Source organism: Streptomyces sp. NPDC050704 (assembly GCF_040654355.1).
Taxonomy (GTDB): Bacteria; Actinomycetota; Actinomycetes; order Streptomycetales; family Streptomycetaceae; genus Streptomyces.
In genome coordinates, this window is sequence record NZ_JBFAHW010000033.1 from 64,995 (window position 1) to 86,857 (window position 21,863).

The following is a 21,863-nucleotide window of genomic DNA, read 5'->3' on the forward strand; positions in this document are numbered from 1 at the left end:
CGGAACGCCCCGGCCCACGGCCGGGGATTTCCCCTCGATCACGATAAGGGGGCGCTGTCGACCACGCCTCTCGGCGAGCGAACCGACGGCGGAGGCCTTACCCTGCGCGCCGCGCGTCCCCCGCCGTGGTCCTGGAGCGGGCAAGTTCGATAAGCGTGTCGCCCGATCGAGTGAAAGGCGGACAAGCCATAACTCGCATGGTTCGGCCGCGTTCTACCGGTGCGGGCGAACGCCCGCGACCATGTCTGGAAGGCAGGGAACCTATGAAACGGGTTACCCGAAATGGTTTGATCATCGCGGCCGCCGCCTCCGGCGCCGTGGCCGTGACGATGCCGGTGTACGCGGACTCCGCGGCGGGCGGCGCCACCGGGGACTCACCCGGGCTGATCTCCGGCAACACCATCCAGCTCCCGGTGCACGTTCCGGTGAACGTGTGCGGGAACACCGTGAACGCGGCCGGGCTCCTCAATCCGGCAGCGGGCAACGGCTGCGCCAACGCGGGCGGCGGCACCACGGGCGACACCGGGAGGGGCGACGCGAAGCATCTGTCCGGTGCCGTCGCCGACGGGAGCGGAAAGGATTCGCCGGGGGTGCTCTCCGGCAACGGTGTGCGGCTCCCGGTTCAGCTCCCCGTGAATGTCACCGGCAACTCGGTCAACGTCGTCGGCATCGGCAACGCCGCCGCCGGCAACGAGTCCACCAACACCCCCGGGGAACGGCCGCACCCTCCGGCCGGGCCCGCCGTCCCGAAGCCGTCCCCACCGCCGAGGAAGCCGGCAACCCCGCAGCCTCCTGAGCCGCCACGACCCGTCGCGCCGCCACAGCCCGGCGACTCCCTCGCCCACACCGGCATGGACCTGACGGGTCCCACGGTCGCCGCGAGCGCGGCACTGATGCTGGGCGGGGCCGTGCTGTACCGACGGTTCCGTGCGCCGTCCCCGCAACTCCCTGGTCGTGCCCAGCCCAGCCACTCGGCAGGGCGCTGAATCGATCCCGCAGCCGACCGCCGCGCCGATTCGCGGCCGAGTGGCGCCGCTGCGGACCGCAGACCCCACCGGGTGCGCGACCGGTGGGGTCTGCCTTCGGGAAACTCCCTGTTCCGCCCCCTCGCCACAGGCTTCCCCGGCTCGCCCCCGTGGCCGTCTGAACAACGGTCCGCACCCTGGCCGATTACCACCGGGTGCGGTTCGAGGGCCGGGAAGGATGGTGCGTACATACCGCCGAGCACCGCACTCCGTCGCCCCTTCCCTCTCCCGACGAATGGAACGCATCGATGACCTCTCCCGCCTCCCACGACCTCATCGTCACGCAGGCCTCGCTCGACGACTGGCCGGTGATCAGCGGGTGGGCGGCGGACGAAGGATGGGATCCGGGGGCGTCCGACGGCCCGTGCTTCTTCGCGCAGGATCCCGAGGGCTTCTTCCTCGGCAGGATCGACGGCGAGCCGGTTTCGGCGATCTCCGTCGTCAACTACGGCGCCGACTACGCTTTCCTGGGCTGCTATCTCGTACGCCCCGACCTGCGCGGCCGCGGCTACGGTCTGGCCACCTGGAAGGCGTCCCTCGCCCACGCCGGCAACCGGACGATCGGCCTCGACGGCGTGGTCGCACAACAGGACAACTATCGCCAGTCCGGGTTCGAACCCGCCTACAACACCGTGCGGTTCGCAGGCGTCCCCGCCACGGGGACGTTCGTGGGCGGTGGCGTCAGGCCCGCCGACGCGGCGGACCTCGCGGCGATCACGGCGTACGACAGCGCCTGCTTCCCGGCCGACCGGCCGCGCTTCGTGGAGCAGTGGGTCACCGGCCGCGGGCACCGCGCCCTGGTCCGTGTCGTCGACGGGCGGCTCACCGGCTACGGCGTGATCCGGCCCGCCCTCGGTTGCCTACGCATCGGGCCCCTGTTCGCCGACACTCCCGACGACGCCCGGGCGCTCTTCGCCGCACTGGCCGACGAGGCCGACGGACGCCGGATCGCCATCGACATCCCCGAGACCAACACGGCGAGCGTCGCCCTCGCCGAGGCGCACGGTCTCACCCCGTCGTTCGAGACGGCCCGGATGTACACCGGGCCCGTCCGGCCGTACGCCACGGACCGCGTCCACGGAGTCACCACACTGGAACTGGGCTAGCGCGGCGGGCGGGCTTCAGGTCTCGCGACCTCGTCGGGGCGGCTGAACAGCCATGTCATGCGCGGCTCGACGACGAAGCGGAACATGGAGCGGACCGGGGCCGAGCAGAGCAGCGTGATGAGTCCGATCGCGGCCGCCGTGACGGCCAGTTGGCCGAGTGGGGTGTGCAGCCAGGCATGGTCGTACCAGCCCTCGAAGCGGGACGTCTTGATGACGAAACCGTGCAGCAGATAGCCGTACATCGTGCCCGTGCCCAGAGCCGTGAACCACAGGTGACGTCCCGGCACCCACGCGAGGAAGCAGGCCGTCAGGACGAGCGCGAGGACGAACAGCGCGGGCGTGCTGAACAGCCCCACCCACTCCGGCACGCCTCGGCCGGCGACGCTGCCGCGGCGATAGAACCACCCGGTGTCGAACCAGGGCGCCACCGCGTACGCCGCCCCCAGCGCGACCACGCCAACCGGCAGCGCCAGCAGCCGTACGCGCCAGGTGCGCAGCCGGTCGAAGTGCTCGGCCCGCAGCGTCAGTCCGAGCACGAAGAACGGCAGGAATCCCAGGGTCCGTTGGATCGAGATGTCCCCGCCCAGATCCGGTGAGACCGCGGCCAGCATGGCGAAGCCCATCGCGACCGGCACCGGGTGGCGCAGCGCCAGCCAGATCGGAGTGGTCAGCCGCCAGATGAAGAGCGCGACCAGGAACCACATCACGTACCAGGGGTCCAGCAGGCTGAACGGATAGCCCGGATCGTCCTGCGCCCAGCGGTAGAAGAGCGTGTAGGCGGTCTCGAAGACGAGGTACGGCACGACGACGCCCGTCAGCAGCCGACGCACCCGTCCCGGCGCCATGTCGAAACTCCGGGAGAAATAGCCGGAGATGAGTGCGAACGCCGGCATGTGGAAGGCGTAGACGGTCAGATACGCCGCCGTCGCCGCCCTGCCTCCGTGGGTCAGCGGTTCCCAGGCGTGACCGCAGGCCACCAGCACGATGGTGAGGTACTTCGCGTTGTCGAAGTACGGATCCCGGGCGGCGGCGGGCTTGGCCGGCCTCGCGGGCGGTGGTTTCGGCAGCGTCGCGGATGCGGCGGCCGGTAAGTCTTGGGGCACCTCGTCTCCAGGCCTCGAATCGATGAGCGGATTCCATCCGCCTGCCCCATCGCATACGGCTCAGTCGTCCCGGACGTTCACATTCGCCCGGCCGCCCGGTCGAAGGCCGTCTCCAGGGCGTCCACGGGGCCGAACTCCGGGCGGCGGCGGAGCGGCTGGTGGCGGCCTCCGCCGGCGGAACTCAGTCCTCCGCGTGAAGGACGTGCAGGAAACGCCTGACCAGAGCGCGTACTTCGTCGGCCAGCCCCGGGATCGGCCCCTCCACGACCACGCCGGGCGCCACCTCGTGGATCGGCAGGGTGCGTACCGGGGGAGCCGGGGCGCCCAACTCGTCGAACCAGGACATCAGTTGCTCGGACGAGGCCACGTACACGATGCGGCCCAGTCCCACCCAGGCATGGGCCGCCGCGCACATCGGGCAGTGCTCGCCTGAGGTGTAGACGGTCGCCGCGGCCCGCTCCTCGGGCGTCATGTGCGCCGCCGACCAGCGCGCCAGCTCGAACTCCGGGTGGCGCGTGCGGTCACCGGAGGCCACCCGGTTGTGGTCCTCGGCCAGCACCGTGCCGTCCGCCCCCACCAGCACCGAACCGAACGGCTCGTCGCCGGCCTCCAGCGCCTCGGCCGCCAGCTCCACACAGCGGCGCAAATGCTTCAGCTCGGCCTCGTCCACCATGCCGTACCCACCCTCCTCGGACCTGCTCTCCGGGGTGCAGACTAGATCCGTCCGCGCCCTGAAGCCCACCGATATCCGACCGGGTCGGTCCGTGGAACGCCGCGCCCAGAATGGTGAAGGCGAGCCCGCACCTCCCCGGCCTGGCCGGACACCAGCGCATCTCACCGGAAGTCCGGAAGGCCGGAAGGCCGGAAGGCCGGAGACCGCTCGGCTTCCCACTGATTCGATGCCTTGACGCGAGTAACAGCTCTCTCTATCGTCACACCCGCTCATTCGTAAAGTGCCTCGAAACTTTCGAAACGACTCTCTGCGAATTCTGCCCGCCCGCCGGGGCTGATCGCCCCTGGCTTCGAGCCTGTGCGCCGCCGAACCTCTGCGTCACCGCCTGACCGCCCGCTTCCTCCCGGACGACGAGGAGACCGACGTGAAGCACCTGACCGTTCGCCAGAGACTTTCCGCCTTACTCGCCGGAGCCCTGCTGCTGGGAGGCGTGTCCCTCACTCCCACGGCGTCGGCGGCTTCCGTCGAGTCCGCGGCTCCCGCAGCCGCGCCGCGGGCCGCATCGACTGCCGCCTGGACCGGGACCTGGGCGACGGCCCCCACCACCGTGCCCAGGTCGGACACCACGACCTTCGAGAAGCAGACGATCCGGCAGATCATCCACACCAGCATCGCCGGAAACGCCCTGCGGGTGCGGCTGTCGAACGAGTTCGGCAAGCAGGCGCTGAAGATCGGCGAAGTGTACATCGCGCGCCGTGCGGCAGGCACGGACAACGCGAGCATCGAGCCCGGCAGCGACCGACGGCTGACCTTCGGCGGCAAGTCCGCCGTGTCCATCCCCGCCGGATCGCCCGCGCTCAGCGATCCCGTCACGCTCCGCGTGCCCGCGCGCTCCGATCTCGTCGTGAGCCTCTACCTTCCTGAGAGCACCCCGGGGTCCACCGTCAACGCCTTCGCCTCGCAGCGCAATTACGTCGCGGCGGGCAACGTCACGGGCGAGACCAAGATCGAGGCCGAGTCCGTCACCGAGCGGTGGTACTTCCTGACCGGCGTCAGCGTGCGTGCCACCGCCGCCCGGTCGGCCGACACGACCGACTCGGCCGGCACGGCAGGCGCATCCGCCCTGGTCGCGCTCGGCGACTCCATCACCGCCGGCAGCACCGTCGACACCAACCACCGCTGGTCCGACTACCTGGCCCAGCGCCTCCAGGGTCCCGGCGGCCCACGCCACCCCGTCGGCGTCCTCAACAAGGGCATCAGCGGCAACCGCCTGCTCCACGACCCCAACCCGCCCGCCGGCAACCCCGCCGAGGCATACGCCGCCTACTTCGGTGAGAGCGGACTCAAGCGCTTCGACCGCGATGTCGCCGCCCAGCCCGGCGCCCGCCATCTCCTCGTCCTGATCGGCGTGAACGACCTCGGGCACCCCGGAAACATCGCCCCGCTCTCCGAGAAGGTGACCGCCCAGGACCTGATCGACGGCCACCGTCAGCTCATCGCCCGCGCCCACGAACGCGGACTGAGGATCTACGGCGGCACGATCACGCCGTTCAAGAACGACACGCTCGGCTTCTCCACCCCGGAGAACGAGGCCGCGCGCAAGACCTTCAACCACTGGCTGCGCACCAGCGGCGAGTACGACGGAGTCGTCGACTTCGACGCCGCACTCCGTGACCCGGACGACCCCGAACAACTCCTCGCCGCCTACGACAGCGGCGACCACCTGCACCCCAACGACGCGGGCCGCGAGGCGATGGCCCGCGCGGTGCCGCTGCGCTTCTTCAAGTAAGAGGCGACTCGAAGGACAAGGGACGGCGCGTCCGCAGAGTGACGTCCGAATCCCGCCAGCACCTGTGATCGAAACGCCCCACTCTGGGAGGTGGAACAAAGCCGAACGAAGGGGAAGCGACGATGACCGTCCACATGACGACCGCCTATACGACGACGGACAGTCCGCTCGGCGAACTGCTGCTGGTCGGAGAAGAGAGCCGGGACGGTGTGACACTGACGTCGCTGTCCATGCCCGGTCAGCGGAACGCCCCCACGGTGCGGTCCGGTTGGTCGCGCCAACCGGACCGCTTCACGTCCGTCACCCGGCAGCTGGCCGCCTACTTCGCCGGTGAACTCACCGAGTTCGAGGTCGAGTTCACTCCGGGCGGCGGCACGGACTTCCAGCGGCGCGTGTGGTCCGCGCTTGAGGAGATTCCGTATGGCACGTCGACCACGTACGGAGAACTCGCCGAGCGGCTGGGCCTGCCCCGTGAGCGGGTCCAGGCCCTGGGCGCCGCGATCGGCGCGAACCCGCTGCTCCTGGTGCGTCCGTGCCACCGCGTGATCGGCGCGGACGGCACCATGCGCGGTTACGCCGGCGGCGTGGAGCGCAAGGTCCGCCTTCTCACCCACGAGGGCGTCCTGCAGCCGACCCTCCTCTGAGACCTGAGACCTGAGACCGAGTCCCTGGCGGTCCGCCGCGTGAAGCACCGCCGGGGAACCACGAAGGAGACCCTCACCATGACCGACACCATGCTCCGAGCGGGCCGCGTCGGCGACCGGGTCGCGGCACAGGACCGGGACGCGCTGACCGGCGAACTCAACGCCTACGGCAACGCGCTCACCGGTCCGCTCCTCACGCCCGAACAGTGCCACGAGATCGCCGCCCTGTACGACGAGCCCGACCGCTTCCGCGCGACCATCGACATGGCCCGCCACCGCTTCGGTTCAGGCCAGTACCGCTACTTCACCCACCAACTGCCTGATGTCGTACGGGAGTTGCGCGAGGCGTTCTACCCGCTGCTGCTGCCCGTCGCCCGCGACTGGGCCGCAAAGCTGGGCCAACCCGCGCCCTGGCCCGACACGTTGGGGGAGTGGGTGGCGAGGTGCCATGCCGCCGGGCAGACCAAGTCCGCTCAGATCCTGCTGCGTTACGGCCCCGGTGACTGGAACGCCCTGCACCGGGACGTGTTCGGTGACCTGCTCTTCCCGCTCCAGGTCGTCATCGGCCTGGACGCCCCCGGAGTCGACTTCACGGGCGGTGAGTTCCTCATGACCGAGCAGCGACCGCGCGCCCAGTCCAGGGGATCGTCCACGACCCTGCTGCAGGGCCACGGGCTGATCTTCACCACCCGCGACCGGCCCGTGGCATCCAAGCGCGGCTGGTCCACCGGTCCCATGCGGCACGGGGTGAGCACCGTCCGCTCCGGACGACGACGCACGCTCGGCCTGGTCTTCCACGAAGCCGCTTAGCGCCGCCCGTGTCGCCGGAAACTCCGTTGCCCGGTCGACCCGCGGATGCTGAAGTGGCCGGATGGATCACGAAGCGGTACTGGCACTGTTCGACCGGGACATGCGCGAGAACGCGCGCGCCGACAGCCCCGGCGCCGTGGTGGAGCGGGTCGAGGGAGTGGTGCGGCAGATCGGCCCCGAACAGGGCTGGAGCGGAGTGCTCTGGTCGGACCTCGCGGATGCCGACGCGGACGTGGTGATCGCCGAGCAGGTGCGCCACTTCGCGGGGCTCGTCCGCGAGTTCGAGTGGAAGCTGTACGGGCACGACAGGCCGTACGACCTGGGACAGCGGCTGCGCGCGGCCGGGTTCACCTCCGAGCCCGAGGAGACGCTGATGATCGCCGAGTGCGGTGAGCTGGACCTCGACGCCAAGCCGCCGGAGGGCGTCGAACTGCGGCCCATCACCGACCGCGCGGGCGTGGACCTCATGGCCGAGGTCCAGAAACAGGCCTTCGGCACCGACAAGTCCCAGTTCCGCCATCAGCTGCTCGCACAGCTCGAAGCGGCTCCGGACACCGTGGTCGCGGTCGTGGCCCTCGCCGGTGACGTGCCGGTGAGCGCGGCCCGTATGGAACTCACCCCCGGCACGCGGTTCGCGGGCCTGTGGGGCGGTGGCACGGTCGAGGCCTGGCGCGGCCGCGGCATCTACCGCGCCCTGGTCGCCCACCGTGCCCGCATCGCCGCCGACCGCGGCTACCGCTACCTCCAGGTCGACGCCTCCGACCAGAGCCGCCCCATCCTCCGACGGCTCGGCTTCGCATCCCTCACCACGACCACGCCGTACGTCCACGCGGCCCCGTAGGCGCAGGCACACCGCCTCAGAGGTCGAGTTGGTACTCCACCGCCTTGTGCGTGGGCACGTATCCGAGGGCGTCGTTGATGCCGCGCATGTGTGTGTTGCTGTCGGCCGTGTCGGTGAGCAGACCGCCGAGTTCGGGATGCCGCTGCCGTGCGCGGCGGATCGACTCCGCCTTCATCCAGAGGCCGAGCCCGCGGCCACGATGTTCGGGCAGCACGCCGGTCCCGTAGTGCTGTGCGTCGCCCCGGCCGTCGCCGGGGACGACCAGCTCGGAGAAACCGACTATCGACCCGTCCGCCGTGTCCACCACGGCGACGGTGTGCAGCAGCTCGCCCCGCTTGGCGATCGCCTCGGCGGCGGAGAGCACCCGGTCCACGTCCCAGACGACCGTGCCGTAGTCGGTCCCGTCCATCGGCATGTCGTCCATGGCCCGTCGCGACCAGGCGAAGGTCTGCGCCAGTTCGGGCGGCACCGTGCCGTCCCATTGCGTCAACCGGTAGCCCTCGTGGGCCTGTTCGGCGATCTCGCCGATGCGGTGGAGGTCGGCGTCGGCCAGCGGAAGCCGGGCGTACGTCAGTGCCAGCACCCTCCGGAAGCCGCGTGCCGAGAGGAAGAGGTCGCCGGGGGAGCCGTCCTGGGCCTGGGCGAGGAGCGACCGGCGCCGCTCGTCCCGGGCCGCCGCCACGGCCGCGTCCAGCAGACGACTGCCGACACCCCGCCGTCGCTCGGTCCGGTGTACGGAGATCTCGAGCTCGGCGAGATGCTCCTGCCCCTCCTTGGTGAACAGCCGCAGGAAAGCGGATCCGACCGGCGCCCCCTCTTCGTCGGACGCCAGCCACGCCAAGCGGTGGCTGGACGCGGTGGGTTCGGGGTCGGTGAGCGCGGTGATGTGATGCGGCAAAGACGTCTCCGTCACGGTTGCGGTACGGGCCGAAGCCCGCAGACGCTAGCCGTGACGGAGAACGTCTGCAACTGGTTTTCGCGTAGTCGTACGCCGATGACTGACGGCGGTGACGCGGTGCGGCCCCGCGAGAGCGCGACCCCACACGAAAGAACGCCGGTAACCGTCGTGGTCAGCGGCGGCGGCCCGCCTTCGACCGGTCCAGGGCCGTGACACCGACTGCCGCGAGTCCGATCTGGATCAGCCATTCGACCCAGTCCACCCCGTCGGTGTCGGCCACGTCGAACGCGCCCGCGACGGCGGTGCCGGCCAGCGCTGCCAGGATGCCGACCGCGATCGTCCACAGAATGCCGATGCGCTGACGTCCGGGGACGACGAGCCGGCCCAGCACGCCGATGACGATTCCGATCACGACGGCACTGATAATGCCCGAGATCTCCATCTCAGCCCCTCTTCGTCATACTCCTTGCTGCTATGGGTTCCCCCTGGTCGTGAGTGCAGTCCACAAGGCGCGGCTCACTCGACGCCGTCTCCGCCCCGTCCGTCACTGCCGACCCAGCCGGTGGCAGCCAGCACCTCGCGCGCGACGTCGATCACCTCGCGGTCGTCGGTCGCCACCCGTACGGTGTCCGCGGGTGCCCGCTCCTCCAACAGCCGGGCTTTGTGCGCGCTGCCCTTCAACTCCTGCTCCAGTTCCGAGCCGAGCTCCCGCCCCTTCAACCGCTTGGCGGCGGTGGCGTCGGTGGCGGTGAGGAGCACCCGTACGAGCCGTACGTCCGCGCCCATCGCCCGCTCGAACATGCCGGCCGCCGCGGCCAGGACGCTCACGGTGTTCGTATATACGAGGCGCCGGTAGCCGAGCTCGGCGAAGTTCCCCCACACCGCCGTCAGATTGCGTTCCGTGATGCCGGCCCGGTGCGGGTCGCCGTCCGGTGCCGGATGCACCTGACCCATGAAGTCGCCCTCGATCACCGCGTGAGCGACCTTCGCCGTCCGTAGCCGGGCCGACACCTCCCACCCGACCGTCGACTTCCCGACTCCCGCACGTCCGCCGATGAGCAGAACCTCCGCATGACCCATGGGAGCAGCCTGCCGGTTGGGGGTGGCGTGGCGCGATCGAGATTCCCCGACGGTTCTACGTCCCTCAGACCGGTCTACCGTCAGCCGGTCTCGCCGGTGAGGCGCCACGTCCGCAGGGTGATCTCCCGGCCCCGTGACATACGCAGGACGGGCTCGTCGTCGGTGAGGGTGAACCCGGTGGTCCGGGCGACGGCGGCGCTGGCCGTGTTGCCCTCCTCGATGCACAGCACCACACGCCGCGCATCCGTGTGGCGCACGGCGTAGTCGGAGAGGAGGCGGACGGCCCGGGAGGCCAGGCCCCGGCCCCGGTGGGCGGCGCCGACGGCGTAGGCGATCTCCACATCCCGCTCGTCGGCCTTGTTGCGGAACAGCAGCACCTCGCCCAGGGGCCGGACACCGTCCGTGGTGATCGCGAGCTGCACCTTGCGCCCCTGTACCCGCGCCTCACGGGCCTCCGCGAGGTAGACCTGACCCGCCATGGTGTCGAAGGGCGAGGCCACCGGAGTCCAGCGAGCGACTTCCGGGTCGTCGTACAACTCGACCAGGGCGGAGATGTCGTCCTCGGACCATTCGCGCAGGTGGAGCCCGAACCCTTCGAGGCGCAGGTGTGGCGGCAGAGCGAGAGTCAGCGGGCTGTCCATGAATCGATCGTGCCTCGCGCGCGGACGGGCGGCCAAGGGTGCGTCGTCGTCGGTTCAGCGCGTGGCGGGCGTCGGGGCGCAGGCGGGGGTTCAGACACAGGCTCCGAGCTCCTGGTCGGGAGCTGCCGCGCAGCGCACGGCCTGGCGGATCGACGACACCGGATCGTCCTCGTGGTAGGGCCGCTCCGACGGCTCGATGCCGTCCAGGAACTCCTGGTAGCGCACGGCGTACGCGAGATGCGCGAGCGGCTCGGCGACGGCCAGGGCGCGGGCCGGATCGCTGTCGGGAACCTCCGCCCGCCACGCGTCCACCCAGGCGCGGGCGGCACCCGCGCGAACGGCGTCGGGGAGGAAGGAGTAGACGCGCAGCCCGTCCAGGACCGGGTTCCCCCAGTGGGCGTCGGCGAAGTCGACGATCACCGGCGGCCCGCCGTCACTGCGCCAGTTGCCTGGGTGGAAGTCCCCGTGCACGACCGTGTCCGGCAGACCGCACTCGTCGAGCAGGGACCAGCGGCCGGCCAACTCCCGTACGACGGTGAGCTCCTGGGCCGTGAGCAGGCCGGAGACCGGGCCGTCGAGCAACTCCCGGACGCGCTCGGCGAAGACGGATGTACGACGGTCCGGCAGGCCGGAGGGGCGATCCCACGGCCGTGTGGCGAGCACCGCCTGGGCGGCGACGAAGCGCCGCACACCGAGGGCGGCGGTCTCCGGTGACGCCTGCCAGCAGTCCTCGCCCGGGATGTGCTCCATCAGCAGGCGCCCGCCCGCGGAGCCGAGGACCGTCGGGACCAGCCCCGGATCGACGCGGGCGAACGCGGCGATGGCCGCCGCCTCGACGGAGGCGAAGTGCGGCGTGGCCTTGAGCCAGACAAGACCTCGGGCGGTGGGCAGCCGGAAGAGCCCGGCCAGGTTCCAGGTGCGGCGCTGCTCCACGGGCCCGGTCACCGGCCGCCCCGCCGCGGCCAGCGTGCCCGTCGACCAGTCGAGCAGCTCCCGCAGCCCGTCGATCCGTGCCCACGGCGCCCGCAGCGCCTCGTAACCGTTGAACACCGCTGGTTCGGCGGGCAGCTGAAGCAGCATGCTCGGACGCTCCAACGCCTCGACGTGGTACGTCACATGTCCGTCCCGCGCGCCCTCGCCACCCTCCACGGACAGCAGACGCAACACGAACACCGGTACACCGAGGCTCTCTTGCAGCCGCTGCACGACCGGCTCCACCTCGGACCACCACGGTACGTCGACGGGAAAGGGGCCGACGACGCCGAGGAAGTCCTCACCCGACGTCACCCACGCACTGAAAGTTCGGCTCACCGCGTCAGTGTGAGCGGCCCGACCGCGCTCGGCCAGTGAATTTCGTGCCGCGCCGGTCGGCTGAGGCGGTCCGGTGATTGACATGCAGGCAATTGCCTGCATAACTTTGAGTGTGCGATCGGAGAAGGGTTCAGAGGTGGAGAGGCACTCGGAGACGGATCAGGTGTTCAAGGCGCTGGCCGACGGGACACGCCGGCGACTGCTCGACAGGCTGCACGAGCACAACGGGCAGACGCTGGGGGAGCTGTGCGAGCGCATCGACATGGCCCGCCAGTCCGTGACCCAGCATCTGGCCGTCCTGGAGGCCGCCAACCTGGTCAGCGTGGTGCGGCGGGGGCGGGAAAGGCTGCACTACCTCAACCCCGTACCGCTTCACGAGATCCAGGAGCGGTGGATCGACAAGTTCGAGCGCCCGCGTCTGCGTGTGCTGGGCGCAGTCAAGCGACGAGCCGAGGAAGACATGACCGACAAGCCGACGTATGTGTATGTCACCTACATCGCAAGCACGCCCGAGAAGGTCTGGGACGCGCTCACCGACGCCGACCTGACCGCCGCCTACTGGGGCCACAGCAATGTCTGCGAGGACTGGCGGCGGGCCGGCTCCCGGTGGGAGCATCGGCGTACGGACGGCTCGGGCATCGCCGACGTGGTCGGCACCGTCGTGGAGAGCGAGCGTCCCACCCGGCTGGTGACCACCTGGGCCGCGCCCGAGGACGAGGGCCAGGAGGACAAGTACTCCCGGGTCTCCTTCGACATCAGGCCGCACGGTGGGATCGTCCGGCTCACCGTCACCCACGAGGACCTCGCCGACGAGGCCGAGGCGGCGGAGGCGGCATCCGGCTGGGCGGCCGTCCTGTCGAACCTGAAGTCCCTGCTGGAGACCGGCAGTCCGCTGCCGCAGGAGCCGTGGCTGGTGCCGAGTACCTGAGTTTCGGTACCTGAGTTTCGGCGGTGCGGCCCGGCGCCGGAGCCGCGTGCCCATGGGCCGGCCGGTCCGCGACGTCAGCGCCTCGGACCGGTCGGGGTTCCTCATCCGTGCCGGCGTCCTGCTACGCCGGCGGTGTAGTTGTTGTCCGCTGTGTCTTCGCCGACGCGGCCGTGCACAACAACCCCAGCACCAGGGCGAGAGCTCCGATGATGATGTTGTTCAGTACGACACCCGCGTCAGGGCTGTCGCCGACGATCCAGGGCGACACGATCATCCACACGCCCATGGCGCACATGGCCCAGCTCAGGCCGTACATCCGTGCCGGGGTGGTGGTGAATCCGAGGGCCAGTACGCCTATCGCGATGCCCATGATGAGGTTGTGGGTCACGAGGGCGGGCTGGCTTGTCGTGTAGTGGAGAATCCACGGGGAGGTGGCGCAGTACAGACCGAGCAGGAACACCGGTCCGTCCACGAGTGCCACATCGCGACCACCGAGCATGCGGGCGTACCTGTCCCGCATTTCGGTTACATCAGGGTGGCTGGTGATGTCACCTCTGGTGTGTGAGACGTCGGCCATGACTCGTCTCCTTCGTTCTCGGCAGATCCAACCGCTCCGGTGTGGTGTGCGGTAAGCGCCGCGTACCCATTGTGCGCTTATTTCATCTTTATGTGTAGCGGTCGGTGGGTCCGTAGGGGCGCGAGTGGTCAGGCGTATCGCTCCTGGTGACACTTCGCGACGAGGTTGGTGCGCTACGTGAAATTCGCCGGTCCGGGATGCGAGACCGATCGGGTATTCCTTGACGGTCCGGACCGGAGGCTGCCACGATCGAGAACATGACGATGCGACTGGACCTCACGCGGCGACGCCATGTCGACCTTGCGCGTGTCTCCAGCGCGGCCTGTTGCCCTGCGGCCTGACCGCAGCCTGCACACCTTCGTCCATTCCCCCTTCTCTGCTTGATCCGTGAACCGTCGAATGCCGTCGGTCCACAGGTGTGTGCTGCCTGAATTCATGAATTCCCCACCCTGAATTCGCCCTGCCCGCAGTTCCGCGACAGGAGTTCCTCATGCCTGCCCAAAACCTCTCCGCAGACCCCGTCCGTTTCGCCTACTGGGTGCCCAACGTCAGCGGCGGCCTGGTCACCAGCAAGATCGAGCAGCGCACCGACTGGAGCTACGACTACAACCGCGAACTCGCCGTCCTCGCCGAGAACAACGGCTTCGACTACGCCCTCAGCCAGGTCCGCTACATGGCCAGCTACGGCGCCGAGTTCCAGCACGAGTCGACCAGCTTCAGCCTCGCCCTGCTCCTCGCCACCGAGCGGCTGAAGGTCATCGCCGCCGTCCATCCTGGCCTGTGGCACCCGGGCGTCCTCGCCAAACTCGGCGCCACCGCCGACCACTTGTCGAAGGGCCGGTTCGCGGTCAACGTCGTCAGCGGCTGGTTCAAGGGCGAGTTCACCGCCCTCGGCGAACCATGGCTGGAGCACGACGAGCGTTACCGCCGCTCCGAGGAGTTCATCCGCGCCCTGCGCCAGATCTGGACCGAGGACCACACCGAACTCGCCGGTGACTTCTACCGGTTGCGCGACTTCACTCTCAAGCCCAAGCCCCTCAACACCCCCGAGCGCCCGCACCCGGAGATCTTCCAGGGCGGCAACTCCACCGCCGCCCGCGCCATGGCCGGCCGCGTCTCCGACTGGTACTTCTCCAACGGCAAGGACTTCGACGGCGTCACCGAGCAGATCGCCGACGTCCACACGTCCGCCGCCCAAGTCGGCCGCAGGGCACCGAAGTTCGGCCTCAACGCCTTCCTGATCGCCCGGGACACCGAGGCCGAGGCCCGCGAGACGCTCCGCGAGATCGTCGCCCAGGCCGACACCGAGGCCGTCGAGGGCTTCGGTGCCGCGGTGAAGCAGGCCGGACAGTCCGCCGCCGACGGCAAGGGCATGTGGCAGGACTCCAGCTTCGAGGACCTCGTTCAGTACAACGACGGCTTCCGTACGGGCCTGATCGGCACCCCGGAGCAGATCGCCGAGCGGATCGTCGCGTACAAGCGCCTCGGCGTCGACCTCTTCCTCCTCGGTTTCCTGCACTACCACGAGGAGGTGGAGTACTTCGGCCGTCGGGTGCTGCCACTGGTGCGGGAGCTGGAGGCCCAACTTCCGGAGAGCGAGCCAGAGTCCGTAGCGGTCCATGCCTGACGTCTGTCCACGACCCGTTCGCACCGCACTGCGAGAGAGGTTCACCATGAGCACCGCCACGCCCACCGACTGGCAGACCCGCCCCGCCCCGCAGACCGGCCAGCACTGGGTCGCCCGCGCCGCCGAGGTCGCCGCCGTCCTCGCCACCGACGCCGCCGCACGTGACCGCGTGGGCCACCCGGCACGATGGGGTCCAACTCCCCAAGGGCGCCGACCTGGTTACCCTGCTCAGCCCCAGCGAACACGGCGGCGGAGGCCAGGACTGGCCCACCGCCCACCGCGTAGTCCGCGAGATTTCCAAGGCGGACGACTCCATCGGGCAGCTGCTCGGCTACCACTACCTTTGACATCCTCCCCCCGCTGGAAGCAGGAGGATTCCAACCTTGAGAGGTTGAGGTTCACGGACGCTCGACCGCTTGAGCGGTGTCGTCCCACCGGCGTGTCCCGCCGCGACGTCGCGAGCGTAGCACGGCGCCTCGCACCGTCAGAGATCTTCTCGACAGGCAGCAGCGTCTCCGATGTCATGGTCCTCGAAGGCATCCTGGACGGCACCGACCAGCACCAATTCGCCATGGTGCCCTCCGACTCCGAGGGCCTGACCTTCCTCGACGACTGGGACAACATCGGCCAGCGGCTCACCGAGAGTGGCGGCGTCACCCTCGACGGGGTCCGCACCCCCTGGGCCTCCGCCGCCGGATACGTCGACAAGGAGTTCCGGCCGCGGATCTACAACACCCTCAACGTCCCCACCATCCAGCTGGTCTTCGTCAGCTTCTACCTCGGCATCGCGGGCGGCGCCCTGGAGACGGCGGCCACCTACACCCGTACCAAGGCGCGCGCGTGGCTCCATGGCGGCCACGAGCGTGCGGTCGACGAGCCGTACGTCATCGACGTCTACGGCGACCTCACCGCGAAGCTGTGGGCGGTCGAGGCCCTCGCGGACACCGTCGCCGCCGAGGGACAGAAGCTGCACGACGACCCCGACGCCGTCACCGAGAAGGCCCGCGGCGACTTCGAGGTCCGGGTGGCAGCCGTCAAGGCGCGTGCCACCGACGTCGCCCTGGAGATCAGCAACCGCATCTTCGAGGTGACCGGCGCCCGCTCGACCGCCACCGCCGAGGGCCTCGACCGCTTCTGGCGCAACGTCCGCACCCACACCCTCCACGACCCCGTCGCCTACAAGCGGCGAGAGGTCGGCCGCTGGGTCCTGGAGGGCGAACTGCCCGAACCCACCTGGTACTCCTGACCGCCCCTCTGCCCTCTGCTCCTCCGCTCCACCGTTTCTTGCTCCTCCGCTCTTCCGCTCGCTTCGGGGCGCCTCCTCCGCGCAGGAGGCGCCCCTCGTTCCCGAAAGAGGGCCCATGGCCACCGTCCTGTCCGTCTCCGGCAGTCCCTCCGTCTCCTCCCGCACGAACCGTCTGCTGCGCCACCTCGACACGCGGCTGATCGCGCAGGGCCACGAGGTGATCCCGCTCGACGTCCGCACGATCCCCGCCGACGCCCTGCTCGGCGCCGACTTCCGGCATCCCGCGATCGTCGAGGCCACCGAACTCTTCGAACGCGCCGACGGCATCGTCATCGGCACCCCCGTCTACAAGGCCGCCTACTCCGGTGTCCTCAAGGCGCTGCTCGACCTGCTCCCGCAGTACGCCCTCACCGGCAAGACCGTGCTGCCACTGGCCACCGGCGGCACCACCGCGCACGTGCTGGCCATCGACTACGCCCTGCGCCCGGTGCTCAGCTCCATGGGCGCCCGGCACATAGTCCAGGGCTGGTTCACCCTCGACAAGGACATCACGGTCGGCGAGGACGGCGGCATCACCGTGGCGCCCGCGGCCACCGAGGCCCTGACCCAGGTGCTCGACCAGTTCTCCGAAGCCCTGGGCCGTAGGCCGATCCTGGCCGCGGCGGGCTGACCGTGTCCGTGTCCACGGCAGCCAAAGTCATCGCCGACGACACCGAGGCGCTGTCCGTCGCCGCCGCACTGGCCGACGGGTTCCAGGCCGAGGCCTCCCGGCGGGACGCCGAACGCAGGCTGCCCCGGGAGGAGTTGGAGCTCCTCTCCGCCTCCGGACTGCTCGCCGTCACCGTGCCCGCCGAGCACGGCGGCGCCGACGTACGCCAGGAGACCCTCGCCGAGATCTTCCGGCTGCTCGCCTCGGCCGACGCGAGCCTCGCCCAGATCCCGCAGAGCCACTTCGTGTACGTCAACGTGATCCGTCGTCAGGGAACCTCGGAACAGCGGAAGTTCTTCTTCGGCGAGGTGCTGGCCGGGCGCCGCTTCGGCAACGCCCAGTCGGAGGCCGGTACGAAGCACGTCCAGGACATCCGCACCCGGCTGGAGCCGCGCCCGGACGGCTCGTACGTCCTCACCGGCGTCAAGCACTACTCCACGGGCGCCCTCTTCGCCGACTGGATCCCCGTCCTGGCCCGCACCGAGGACGAGACCCTGCATGTCGCGTACGTGCCCAGGGACGCCGACGGAGTCACGGTCGTCGACGACTGGGACGGCATGGGCCAGCGCACCACCGCCAGCGGCACCGTCCGGCTCGACGCCGTGCCCGTACCCGCCGACCGGATCGTCCCGCACCACCTCACCTTCCAGAGCCCTCAACTCCACGGCGCGATCGCCCAGTTGCTGCACACCGCCATCGATGCCGGGATCGCCTCGGGCGCACTCCCCGAAGCCGTGGAGTTCGTCCGCACCGAGAGCCGTCCCTGGTTCGAGAGCGGAGTCGAGACCGCGGCCGAGGACCCGCTGCTCATCCAGCGCTTCGGCGAACTGGCCATCCGGGTACGGGCCACCGAAGCACTGCTCGGCGCGGCAGCCCGGGCCGTCGACGCGGCCCGCGCCGACCTGACGGAGGCCTCGGCGGCGGAGGCGTCCATCGCCGTGGCCGCCGCGAAGGCGTACGCCGCGACCACCGCCGTCGAGGTGTCGGCCGCGCTCTTCGAAGTGTCCGGCACCAGATCCGCCCTCAACTCACTCAATCTGCACCGGCATTGGCGCGACGCCCGCACCCACACACTGCACGACCCGGCCCGCTGGAAGGTCCAGCACATCGGCCGCTATGTGCTCAACGGCACCCTGCCCCCGCGCCACGGACTCCTCTGAGCCCCACGAGAGCTCGTACAAACCCCCCCCACAAGAACCGCCACGAGAAACCCCCCGATCGGAGAACACCCCCGTGTCCCTCACCTTCCACTGGTTCCTGCCCACCAACGGCGACAGCCGTCACGTCGTCGGCGGTGGTCACGGCACCCCCGCCACGGTGTCCGGCCGGGACCGGCCGCCGACGGTCGCGTATCTGAGCCAGATCGCCCGCGCCGCCGAGGACCTCGGTTTCGTCGGCGCGCTCACGCCCACCGGTGCCTGGTGCGAGGACGCCTGGCTGACCACCGCGATGGTCGCCCAGCAGAGCGAGCGGCTGAAGTTCCTCGTCGCCTTCCGCCCCGGCTTCGTCTCACCGACGCTCGCGGCGCAGATGGCCTCCACCTTCCAGCGGCAGACCGGCGGGCGGCTCCTCCTCAACGTCGTCACCGGCGGCGAGAGCCACGAGCAGCGCGCGTACGGCGACTTCCTCGACAAGGACGCCCGCTACCGCCGTACCGGCGAATTCCTGGAGATCGTCCGGGACTTGTGGGAAGGCAAGACCGTCGACCTGGCAGGGGAGTTCCTCCAGGTCGAGGACGCCACGCTCGCACGCGTGCCCGACCCGGTCCCCGAGATCTACTTCGGCGGATCCTCGCCCATCGCGGGCGAGGTCGCCGCCAAGCACGTGGACGTGTACCTGACCTGGGGCGAGCCGCCCGCGCAGGTCGCCGAGAAGATCGCGTGGGTCCGCGGGCTGGCGGCGAAGGAGGGCCGCAGCGTCCGGTTCGGCATCCGGCTGCACGTCATCACCCGCGACACCTCCGAGCAGGCCTGGGCGGAGGCCGACCGGCTGCTCGCCGGCTTCGACCCGGAGACCGTGAAGTCCGTGCAGGCGGGGCTCGCCCGCAGCGAGTCCGAGGGCCAGCAGCGGATGCTCGCGCTGCACGGCGGCGGTCGCGACGGCCTGGAGATCCACCCCAACCTGTGGGCCGGCATCGGCCTCGTGCGCGGCGGCGCGGGCACCGCCCTGGTCGGCAGCCACGACGAGGTTGCCGACCGCATCGCCGAGTACCACCGCCTGGGCATCGACGAGTTCGTGCTCTCCGGCTATCCGCACCTGGAGGAGGCGTACTGGTTCGGCGAGGGCGTCCTGCCCCGGCTCGCCGCGCGCGGCCTGTGGCAGCACCCCTTCGCCGACCGGCCCATCCCCTCGGCACAGGTGCCGTTCGCGAGCTGAGGCTCCGGGGGCGCGGCCGCACCCCGCCCCCGGAAAACCGCTGTACTCGGCCGCCTCCCAGGTGATGACCTTGAGCGAGCCGCCCGGCTCGTACAGGGGAACTCGCACAGGTAAGGGGGACGGCCATGACGATCGCGAACATCCTGCTGTCCGGCATCGTCGGCTCCACCGCCTACGGCCTCGCCCACGCGGGCTCGGACGTGGACCGGCTCGGCATGTTCGCCGCCCCCACCGAAGACCTCCACGGCCTGCACCGGCCGAAGGAGTCCCATGTCACGACCGCGCCCGACAGCACACTCCACGAAGCGGCCAAGTGGTGCCGGCTCGCCCTGAGCGGCAACCCGACCGTCATGGAACTCGTCTGGCTGCCCGACGAGTTGTATGAGGTCCGTACGCCGCTCGGTGACGAACTGATCGGCATCCGGTCGACCCTGCTCGCCGCGCAGCGGGTCCGCGAGGCCTACCTCGGCTACGCCACGCAGCAGTTCAAGCGGCTCTACGAGCGCGGTGACGGCTCCTTCTCCGCCGATACGCGCAAACGGACGGCCAAGCACGCCCGCCACCTGAAGCGCCTGTGCCACCAGGGCTTCGAGCTGTACGCCACCGGACGGCTGAGCATCCGAGTCGAGGACCCGGAGGAGTACCACCGCTTCGGCGAACAGGTGGCAGCCGACGCCATGACCGCGCTGCCCCTGCTCAAGCGGTACGAAGCGGCCTTCGACGCGACCCCGAGCGCCCTGCCGGAACAGCCCGACGAGGGCGCCCGCCGAGGCGTGGCTGCGCCGCGTCCGCGCTCACTACTACACACCGGCGGCAGCGCCCGGGCGGTGACCGAAAAAATCTCCCGTCGACGTCGTGGCGTGTGTCGATCCGGCGGTCTCCCCTTCGTGTAGTCAGTGAGAGACCACCAAGGAGGACACGTCATGAAGCACTACCTGTTGAGCGTGATGCAGCCGGTGGGGGAGCCGCCCGCCCCCGAGGTCCTGGAAGGGATCATGCACGACCTCGATGTCTTCCACGCCGAACTCAAGGAGGCCGGCGCCTGGGTGTTCGCCGGGGGACTGCACGGACCTGAGACGGCCACGGTGGTGCGGGCCGACAAGGGAGACGTACTGATCACCGACGGCCCGTACACCGAGAGCAAGGAATACCTGGGCGGGATCTGCCTGATCAAGGCACCCGACCTCGACGCGGCACTTGAATGGGGCCGCAGGGCGACGCTGGCGACCACGCTTCCCATCGAGGTGCGGCCCTTCATGGGCGAAACCGAGGACTGATGACCTCGAACGCCGCCATCGAGGCCGTATTCCGCGCGGAATACGGCCGTGCGGTCGCCGTCCTCGTCCGCTTCCTCGGCGACATCGACCTCGCCGAGGAAGCGGTCCAGGACGCGTTCGCCACGGCGCTGCGGAAGTGGCCGGAGACGGGGATCCCGCCGAGCCCGGCCGGGTGGATCATCACCACCGCCCGCAACCGGGCCGTCGACCGGTGGCGCCGCGAGTCCGCGCGTGCGGCCCGGCACGCCGAGGCGGCCCGGCTGTACGCCCCCGACGCACCGCCCGAGGAGGGCCCCGTGCGTGACGACCGGCTCCGCCTGATCTTCACCTGCTGCCACCCCGCGCTCGCCACCCGGGCCCAGGTCGCGCTCACTCTGAGGCTCCTCGGCGGGCTCACCACGCCACAGATCGCCCGCGCCTTCCTCGTGCCGGAGCCCACCATGGCCCAGCGCCTGGTCAGGGCCAAGACCAAGATCCGCGACGCCCGTATCCCGTACCGCGTTCCGCGCGACGCCGACCTCCCCGATCGCGTCAAGGGAGTGCTTGCGGTCGTCTACCTCATTTTCAACGAGGGGTACGGGGGCCGGGAGGACCTCTGCGCGGAGGCAGTCCGCCTCGGCCGTCTGCTGGTCGAGCTCATGCCGGACGAGCCCGAGGCCCTCGGCCTGCTCGCGCTGATGCTCCTCATCGAGGCCCGCCGGCCCGCCCGCACGACGTCCGACGGCGAACTGGTGCTCCTCTCCGACCAGGACCGCTCCCGGTGGGACCGCGATCTGATCGCCGAGGGCCAGTCCCTCGTACGCCGCTGTCTGCGCCGCAACCGGCCCGGCCCGTACCAGATCCAGGCCGCGATCAACGCCGTCCACAGCGACGCCCCCACCGCGGCAGCCACCGACTGGGGCCAGATCCGCCGGCTGTACGACCAGCTCATGACCCTCGCCCCGAGCCCGGTCGTCGCCCTCAACCGCGCCGTCGCGGTGGCCGAGACCGAGGGACCGGATCGCGCCCTCGACCTCGTGGAGAAGCTCGACCTCGGTGGCTACCCGGCCTTCCACGCCGTACGAGCGGATCTGCTGCGCCGCCTGGGCCGCGGGGCGGAGGCGGTGCGGGCGTACGAGGCGGCCATCGCCCTGACCGAGAACTCGGCCGAGCGCGCCTGCCTGGAGCGAAGCCGGCAGGCGCTCGTACGGCCCTGAGGGCGG

Annotated in this window: 22 protein-coding genes and 3 pseudogenes; 17 read left to right on the forward strand and 8 right to left on the reverse strand. The window is 70.3% G+C overall.

Annotation, left to right across the window (positions count from 1 at the left end):
• Nucleotides 1-263: 263 nt before the first annotated feature.
• Complete coding sequence (locus AB0I18_RS20785) at nucleotides 264-986, forward strand: chaplin (protein ID WP_363107004.1); 723 nt, start codon at nucleotides 264-266, stop codon at nucleotides 984-986.
• Between the two features lie 287 nt (nucleotides 987-1,273).
• Nucleotides 1,274-2,131, forward strand: a complete 858-nt coding sequence (locus tag AB0I18_RS20790) for a GNAT family N-acetyltransferase (RefSeq protein ID WP_363107005.1) — start codon at nucleotides 1,274-1,276, stop codon at nucleotides 2,129-2,131.
• Here the strand turns inward: AB0I18_RS20790 and AB0I18_RS20795 are convergent.
• Both AB0I18_RS20795 and AB0I18_RS20800 read right to left on the reverse strand, forming a co-directional pair.
• The gene (locus AB0I18_RS20795; protein ID WP_363107042.1) at nucleotides 2,128-3,198 is read right to left on the reverse strand and encodes an acyltransferase family protein; all 1,071 of its coding nucleotides are present in this window, start codon (nucleotides 3,196-3,198) and stop codon (nucleotides 2,128-2,130) included. The genes AB0I18_RS20790 and AB0I18_RS20795 overlap by 4 nt on opposite strands.
• Before the next feature lie 217 nt (nucleotides 3,199-3,415).
• Nucleotides 3,416-3,907, reverse strand: a complete 492-nt coding sequence (locus tag AB0I18_RS20800; protein ID WP_363107006.1) for a nucleoside deaminase — start codon at nucleotides 3,905-3,907, stop codon at nucleotides 3,416-3,418.
• 424 nt (nucleotides 3,908-4,331) lie between these two features.
• On the opposite strand from AB0I18_RS20800, the gene AB0I18_RS20805 reads away from it, so the two are divergent.
• The 4 genes from AB0I18_RS20805 (at nucleotide 4,332) to AB0I18_RS20820 (ending at nucleotide 7,991) form a co-directional block, all read left to right on the forward strand.
• Nucleotides 4,332-5,696, forward strand: coding sequence for an SGNH/GDSL hydrolase family protein (locus tag AB0I18_RS20805; protein ID WP_363107007.1), 1,365 nt, complete (start codon nucleotides 4,332-4,334; stop codon nucleotides 5,694-5,696).
• A 122-nt stretch (nucleotides 5,697-5,818) separates the two neighbouring features.
• Nucleotides 5,819-6,340: a methylated-DNA--[protein]-cysteine S-methyltransferase gene (locus tag AB0I18_RS20810; RefSeq protein ID WP_363107008.1), complete on the forward strand. Its 522-nt coding sequence runs from the start codon at nucleotides 5,819-5,821 to the stop codon at nucleotides 6,338-6,340.
• Nucleotides 6,341-6,418: 78 nt separating this feature from the next.
• A complete protein-coding gene (locus tag AB0I18_RS20815) occupies nucleotides 6,419-7,150 on the forward strand; it encodes a 2OG-Fe(II) oxygenase (RefSeq protein WP_363107009.1) in 732 nt (243 codons plus the stop codon).
• 61 nt (nucleotides 7,151-7,211) lie between these two features.
• A complete protein-coding gene (locus AB0I18_RS20820; RefSeq protein ID WP_363107010.1) occupies nucleotides 7,212-7,991 on the forward strand; it encodes a GNAT family N-acetyltransferase in 780 nt (259 codons plus the stop codon).
• Between the two features lie 16 nt (nucleotides 7,992-8,007).
• Here the strand turns inward: AB0I18_RS20820 and AB0I18_RS20825 are convergent, their stop codons facing one another.
• The 5 genes from AB0I18_RS20825 to AB0I18_RS20845 all read right to left on the reverse strand — a co-directional run bounded on the left by AB0I18_RS20825 (nucleotide 8,008) and on the right by AB0I18_RS20845 (nucleotide 11,921).
• Complete coding sequence (locus tag AB0I18_RS20825) at nucleotides 8,008-8,889, reverse strand: GNAT family N-acetyltransferase (RefSeq protein WP_363107011.1); 882 nt, start codon at nucleotides 8,887-8,889, stop codon at nucleotides 8,008-8,010.
• 172 nt (nucleotides 8,890-9,061) lie between these two features.
• Entirely contained in the window at nucleotides 9,062-9,331 is a 270-nt protein-coding gene (locus tag AB0I18_RS20830; protein ID WP_363107012.1) for a GlsB/YeaQ/YmgE family stress response membrane protein, read from the reverse strand.
• Nucleotides 9,332-9,405: 74 nt separating this feature from the next.
• Nucleotides 9,406-9,969 carry a hypothetical protein gene (locus AB0I18_RS20835; RefSeq protein ID WP_363107013.1) on the reverse strand — a complete coding sequence of 188 codons (564 nt, stop codon included), beginning with the start codon at nucleotides 9,967-9,969 and terminating at the stop codon, nucleotides 9,406-9,408.
• A gap of 80 nt (nucleotides 9,970-10,049) precedes the next feature.
• Entirely contained in the window at nucleotides 10,050-10,610 is a 561-nt protein-coding gene (locus AB0I18_RS20840; RefSeq protein ID WP_363107014.1) for a GNAT family N-acetyltransferase, read from the reverse strand.
• Nucleotides 10,611-10,700: 90 nt separating this feature from the next.
• Entirely contained in the window at nucleotides 10,701-11,921 is a 1,221-nt protein-coding gene (locus AB0I18_RS20845) for an aminoglycoside phosphotransferase family protein (protein ID WP_363107015.1), read from the reverse strand.
• Nucleotides 11,922-12,057: 136 nt separating this feature from the next.
• On the opposite strand from AB0I18_RS20845, the gene AB0I18_RS20850 reads away from it, so the two are divergent.
• Nucleotides 12,058-12,849, forward strand: coding sequence for a metalloregulator ArsR/SmtB family transcription factor (locus tag AB0I18_RS20850; RefSeq protein WP_363107016.1), 792 nt, complete (start codon nucleotides 12,058-12,060; stop codon nucleotides 12,847-12,849).
• Between the two features lie 121 nt (nucleotides 12,850-12,970).
• Here the strand turns inward: AB0I18_RS20850 and AB0I18_RS20855 are convergent, their stop codons facing one another.
• Nucleotides 12,971-13,426, reverse strand: a complete 456-nt coding sequence (locus AB0I18_RS20855) for an SPW repeat protein (protein ID WP_363107017.1) — start codon at nucleotides 13,424-13,426, stop codon at nucleotides 12,971-12,973.
• Between the two features lie 263 nt (nucleotides 13,427-13,689).
• Between AB0I18_RS20855 and AB0I18_RS20860 the strand changes: the two genes are divergently transcribed.
• The 10 genes and pseudogenes from AB0I18_RS20860 (at nucleotide 13,690) to AB0I18_RS20905 (ending at nucleotide 21,857) form a co-directional block, all read left to right on the forward strand.
• On the forward strand, nucleotides 13,690-13,767 hold the full coding sequence (locus AB0I18_RS20860) for a putative leader peptide (protein WP_363107043.1): 78 nt from the start codon (nucleotides 13,690-13,692) through the stop codon (nucleotides 13,765-13,767).
• A 149-nt stretch (nucleotides 13,768-13,916) separates the two neighbouring features.
• Entirely contained in the window at nucleotides 13,917-15,053 is a 1,137-nt protein-coding gene (gene sfnG / locus AB0I18_RS20865; protein WP_363107018.1) for a dimethylsulfone monooxygenase SfnG, read from the forward strand.
• A gap of 46 nt (nucleotides 15,054-15,099) precedes the next feature.
• Nucleotides 15,100-15,397: pseudogene (locus tag AB0I18_RS20870) on the forward strand (monooxygenase); the annotation flags it as partial.
• A gap of 149 nt (nucleotides 15,398-15,546) precedes the next feature.
• A pseudogene (locus AB0I18_RS20875) lies at nucleotides 15,547-16,299 on the forward strand (acyl-CoA dehydrogenase family protein); the annotation flags it as partial.
• 115 nt (nucleotides 16,300-16,414) lie between these two features.
• The gene (ssuE, locus tag AB0I18_RS20880; RefSeq protein WP_363107019.1) at nucleotides 16,415-16,969 is read left to right on the forward strand and encodes an NADPH-dependent FMN reductase; all 555 of its coding nucleotides are present in this window, start codon (nucleotides 16,415-16,417) and stop codon (nucleotides 16,967-16,969) included.
• Between the two features lie 8 nt (nucleotides 16,970-16,977).
• Nucleotides 16,978-18,168 (forward strand): SfnB family sulfur acquisition oxidoreductase, encoded by a 1,191-nt coding sequence (locus AB0I18_RS20885; protein ID WP_363107020.1) that lies wholly within the window; start codon nucleotides 16,978-16,980, stop codon nucleotides 18,166-18,168.
• Between the two features lie 73 nt (nucleotides 18,169-18,241).
• Nucleotides 18,242-19,384: an LLM class flavin-dependent oxidoreductase gene (locus AB0I18_RS20890; RefSeq protein ID WP_363107021.1), complete on the forward strand. Its 1,143-nt coding sequence runs from the start codon at nucleotides 18,242-18,244 to the stop codon at nucleotides 19,382-19,384.
• Between the two features lie 125 nt (nucleotides 19,385-19,509).
• Nucleotides 19,510-20,215 (forward strand): annotated as a pseudogene (locus AB0I18_RS20895) (nucleotidyltransferase domain-containing protein).
• A 92-nt stretch (nucleotides 20,216-20,307) separates the two neighbouring features.
• Entirely contained in the window at nucleotides 20,308-20,661 is a 354-nt protein-coding gene (locus AB0I18_RS20900) for a YciI family protein (RefSeq protein ID WP_363107022.1), read from the forward strand.
• Nucleotides 20,661-21,857, forward strand: a complete 1,197-nt coding sequence (locus tag AB0I18_RS20905; RefSeq protein WP_363107023.1) for a sigma-70 family RNA polymerase sigma factor — start codon at nucleotides 20,661-20,663, stop codon at nucleotides 21,855-21,857. The genes AB0I18_RS20900 and AB0I18_RS20905 overlap by 1 nt, the downstream gene beginning before the upstream one ends.
• Nucleotides 21,858-21,863 lie beyond the last annotated feature (6 nt).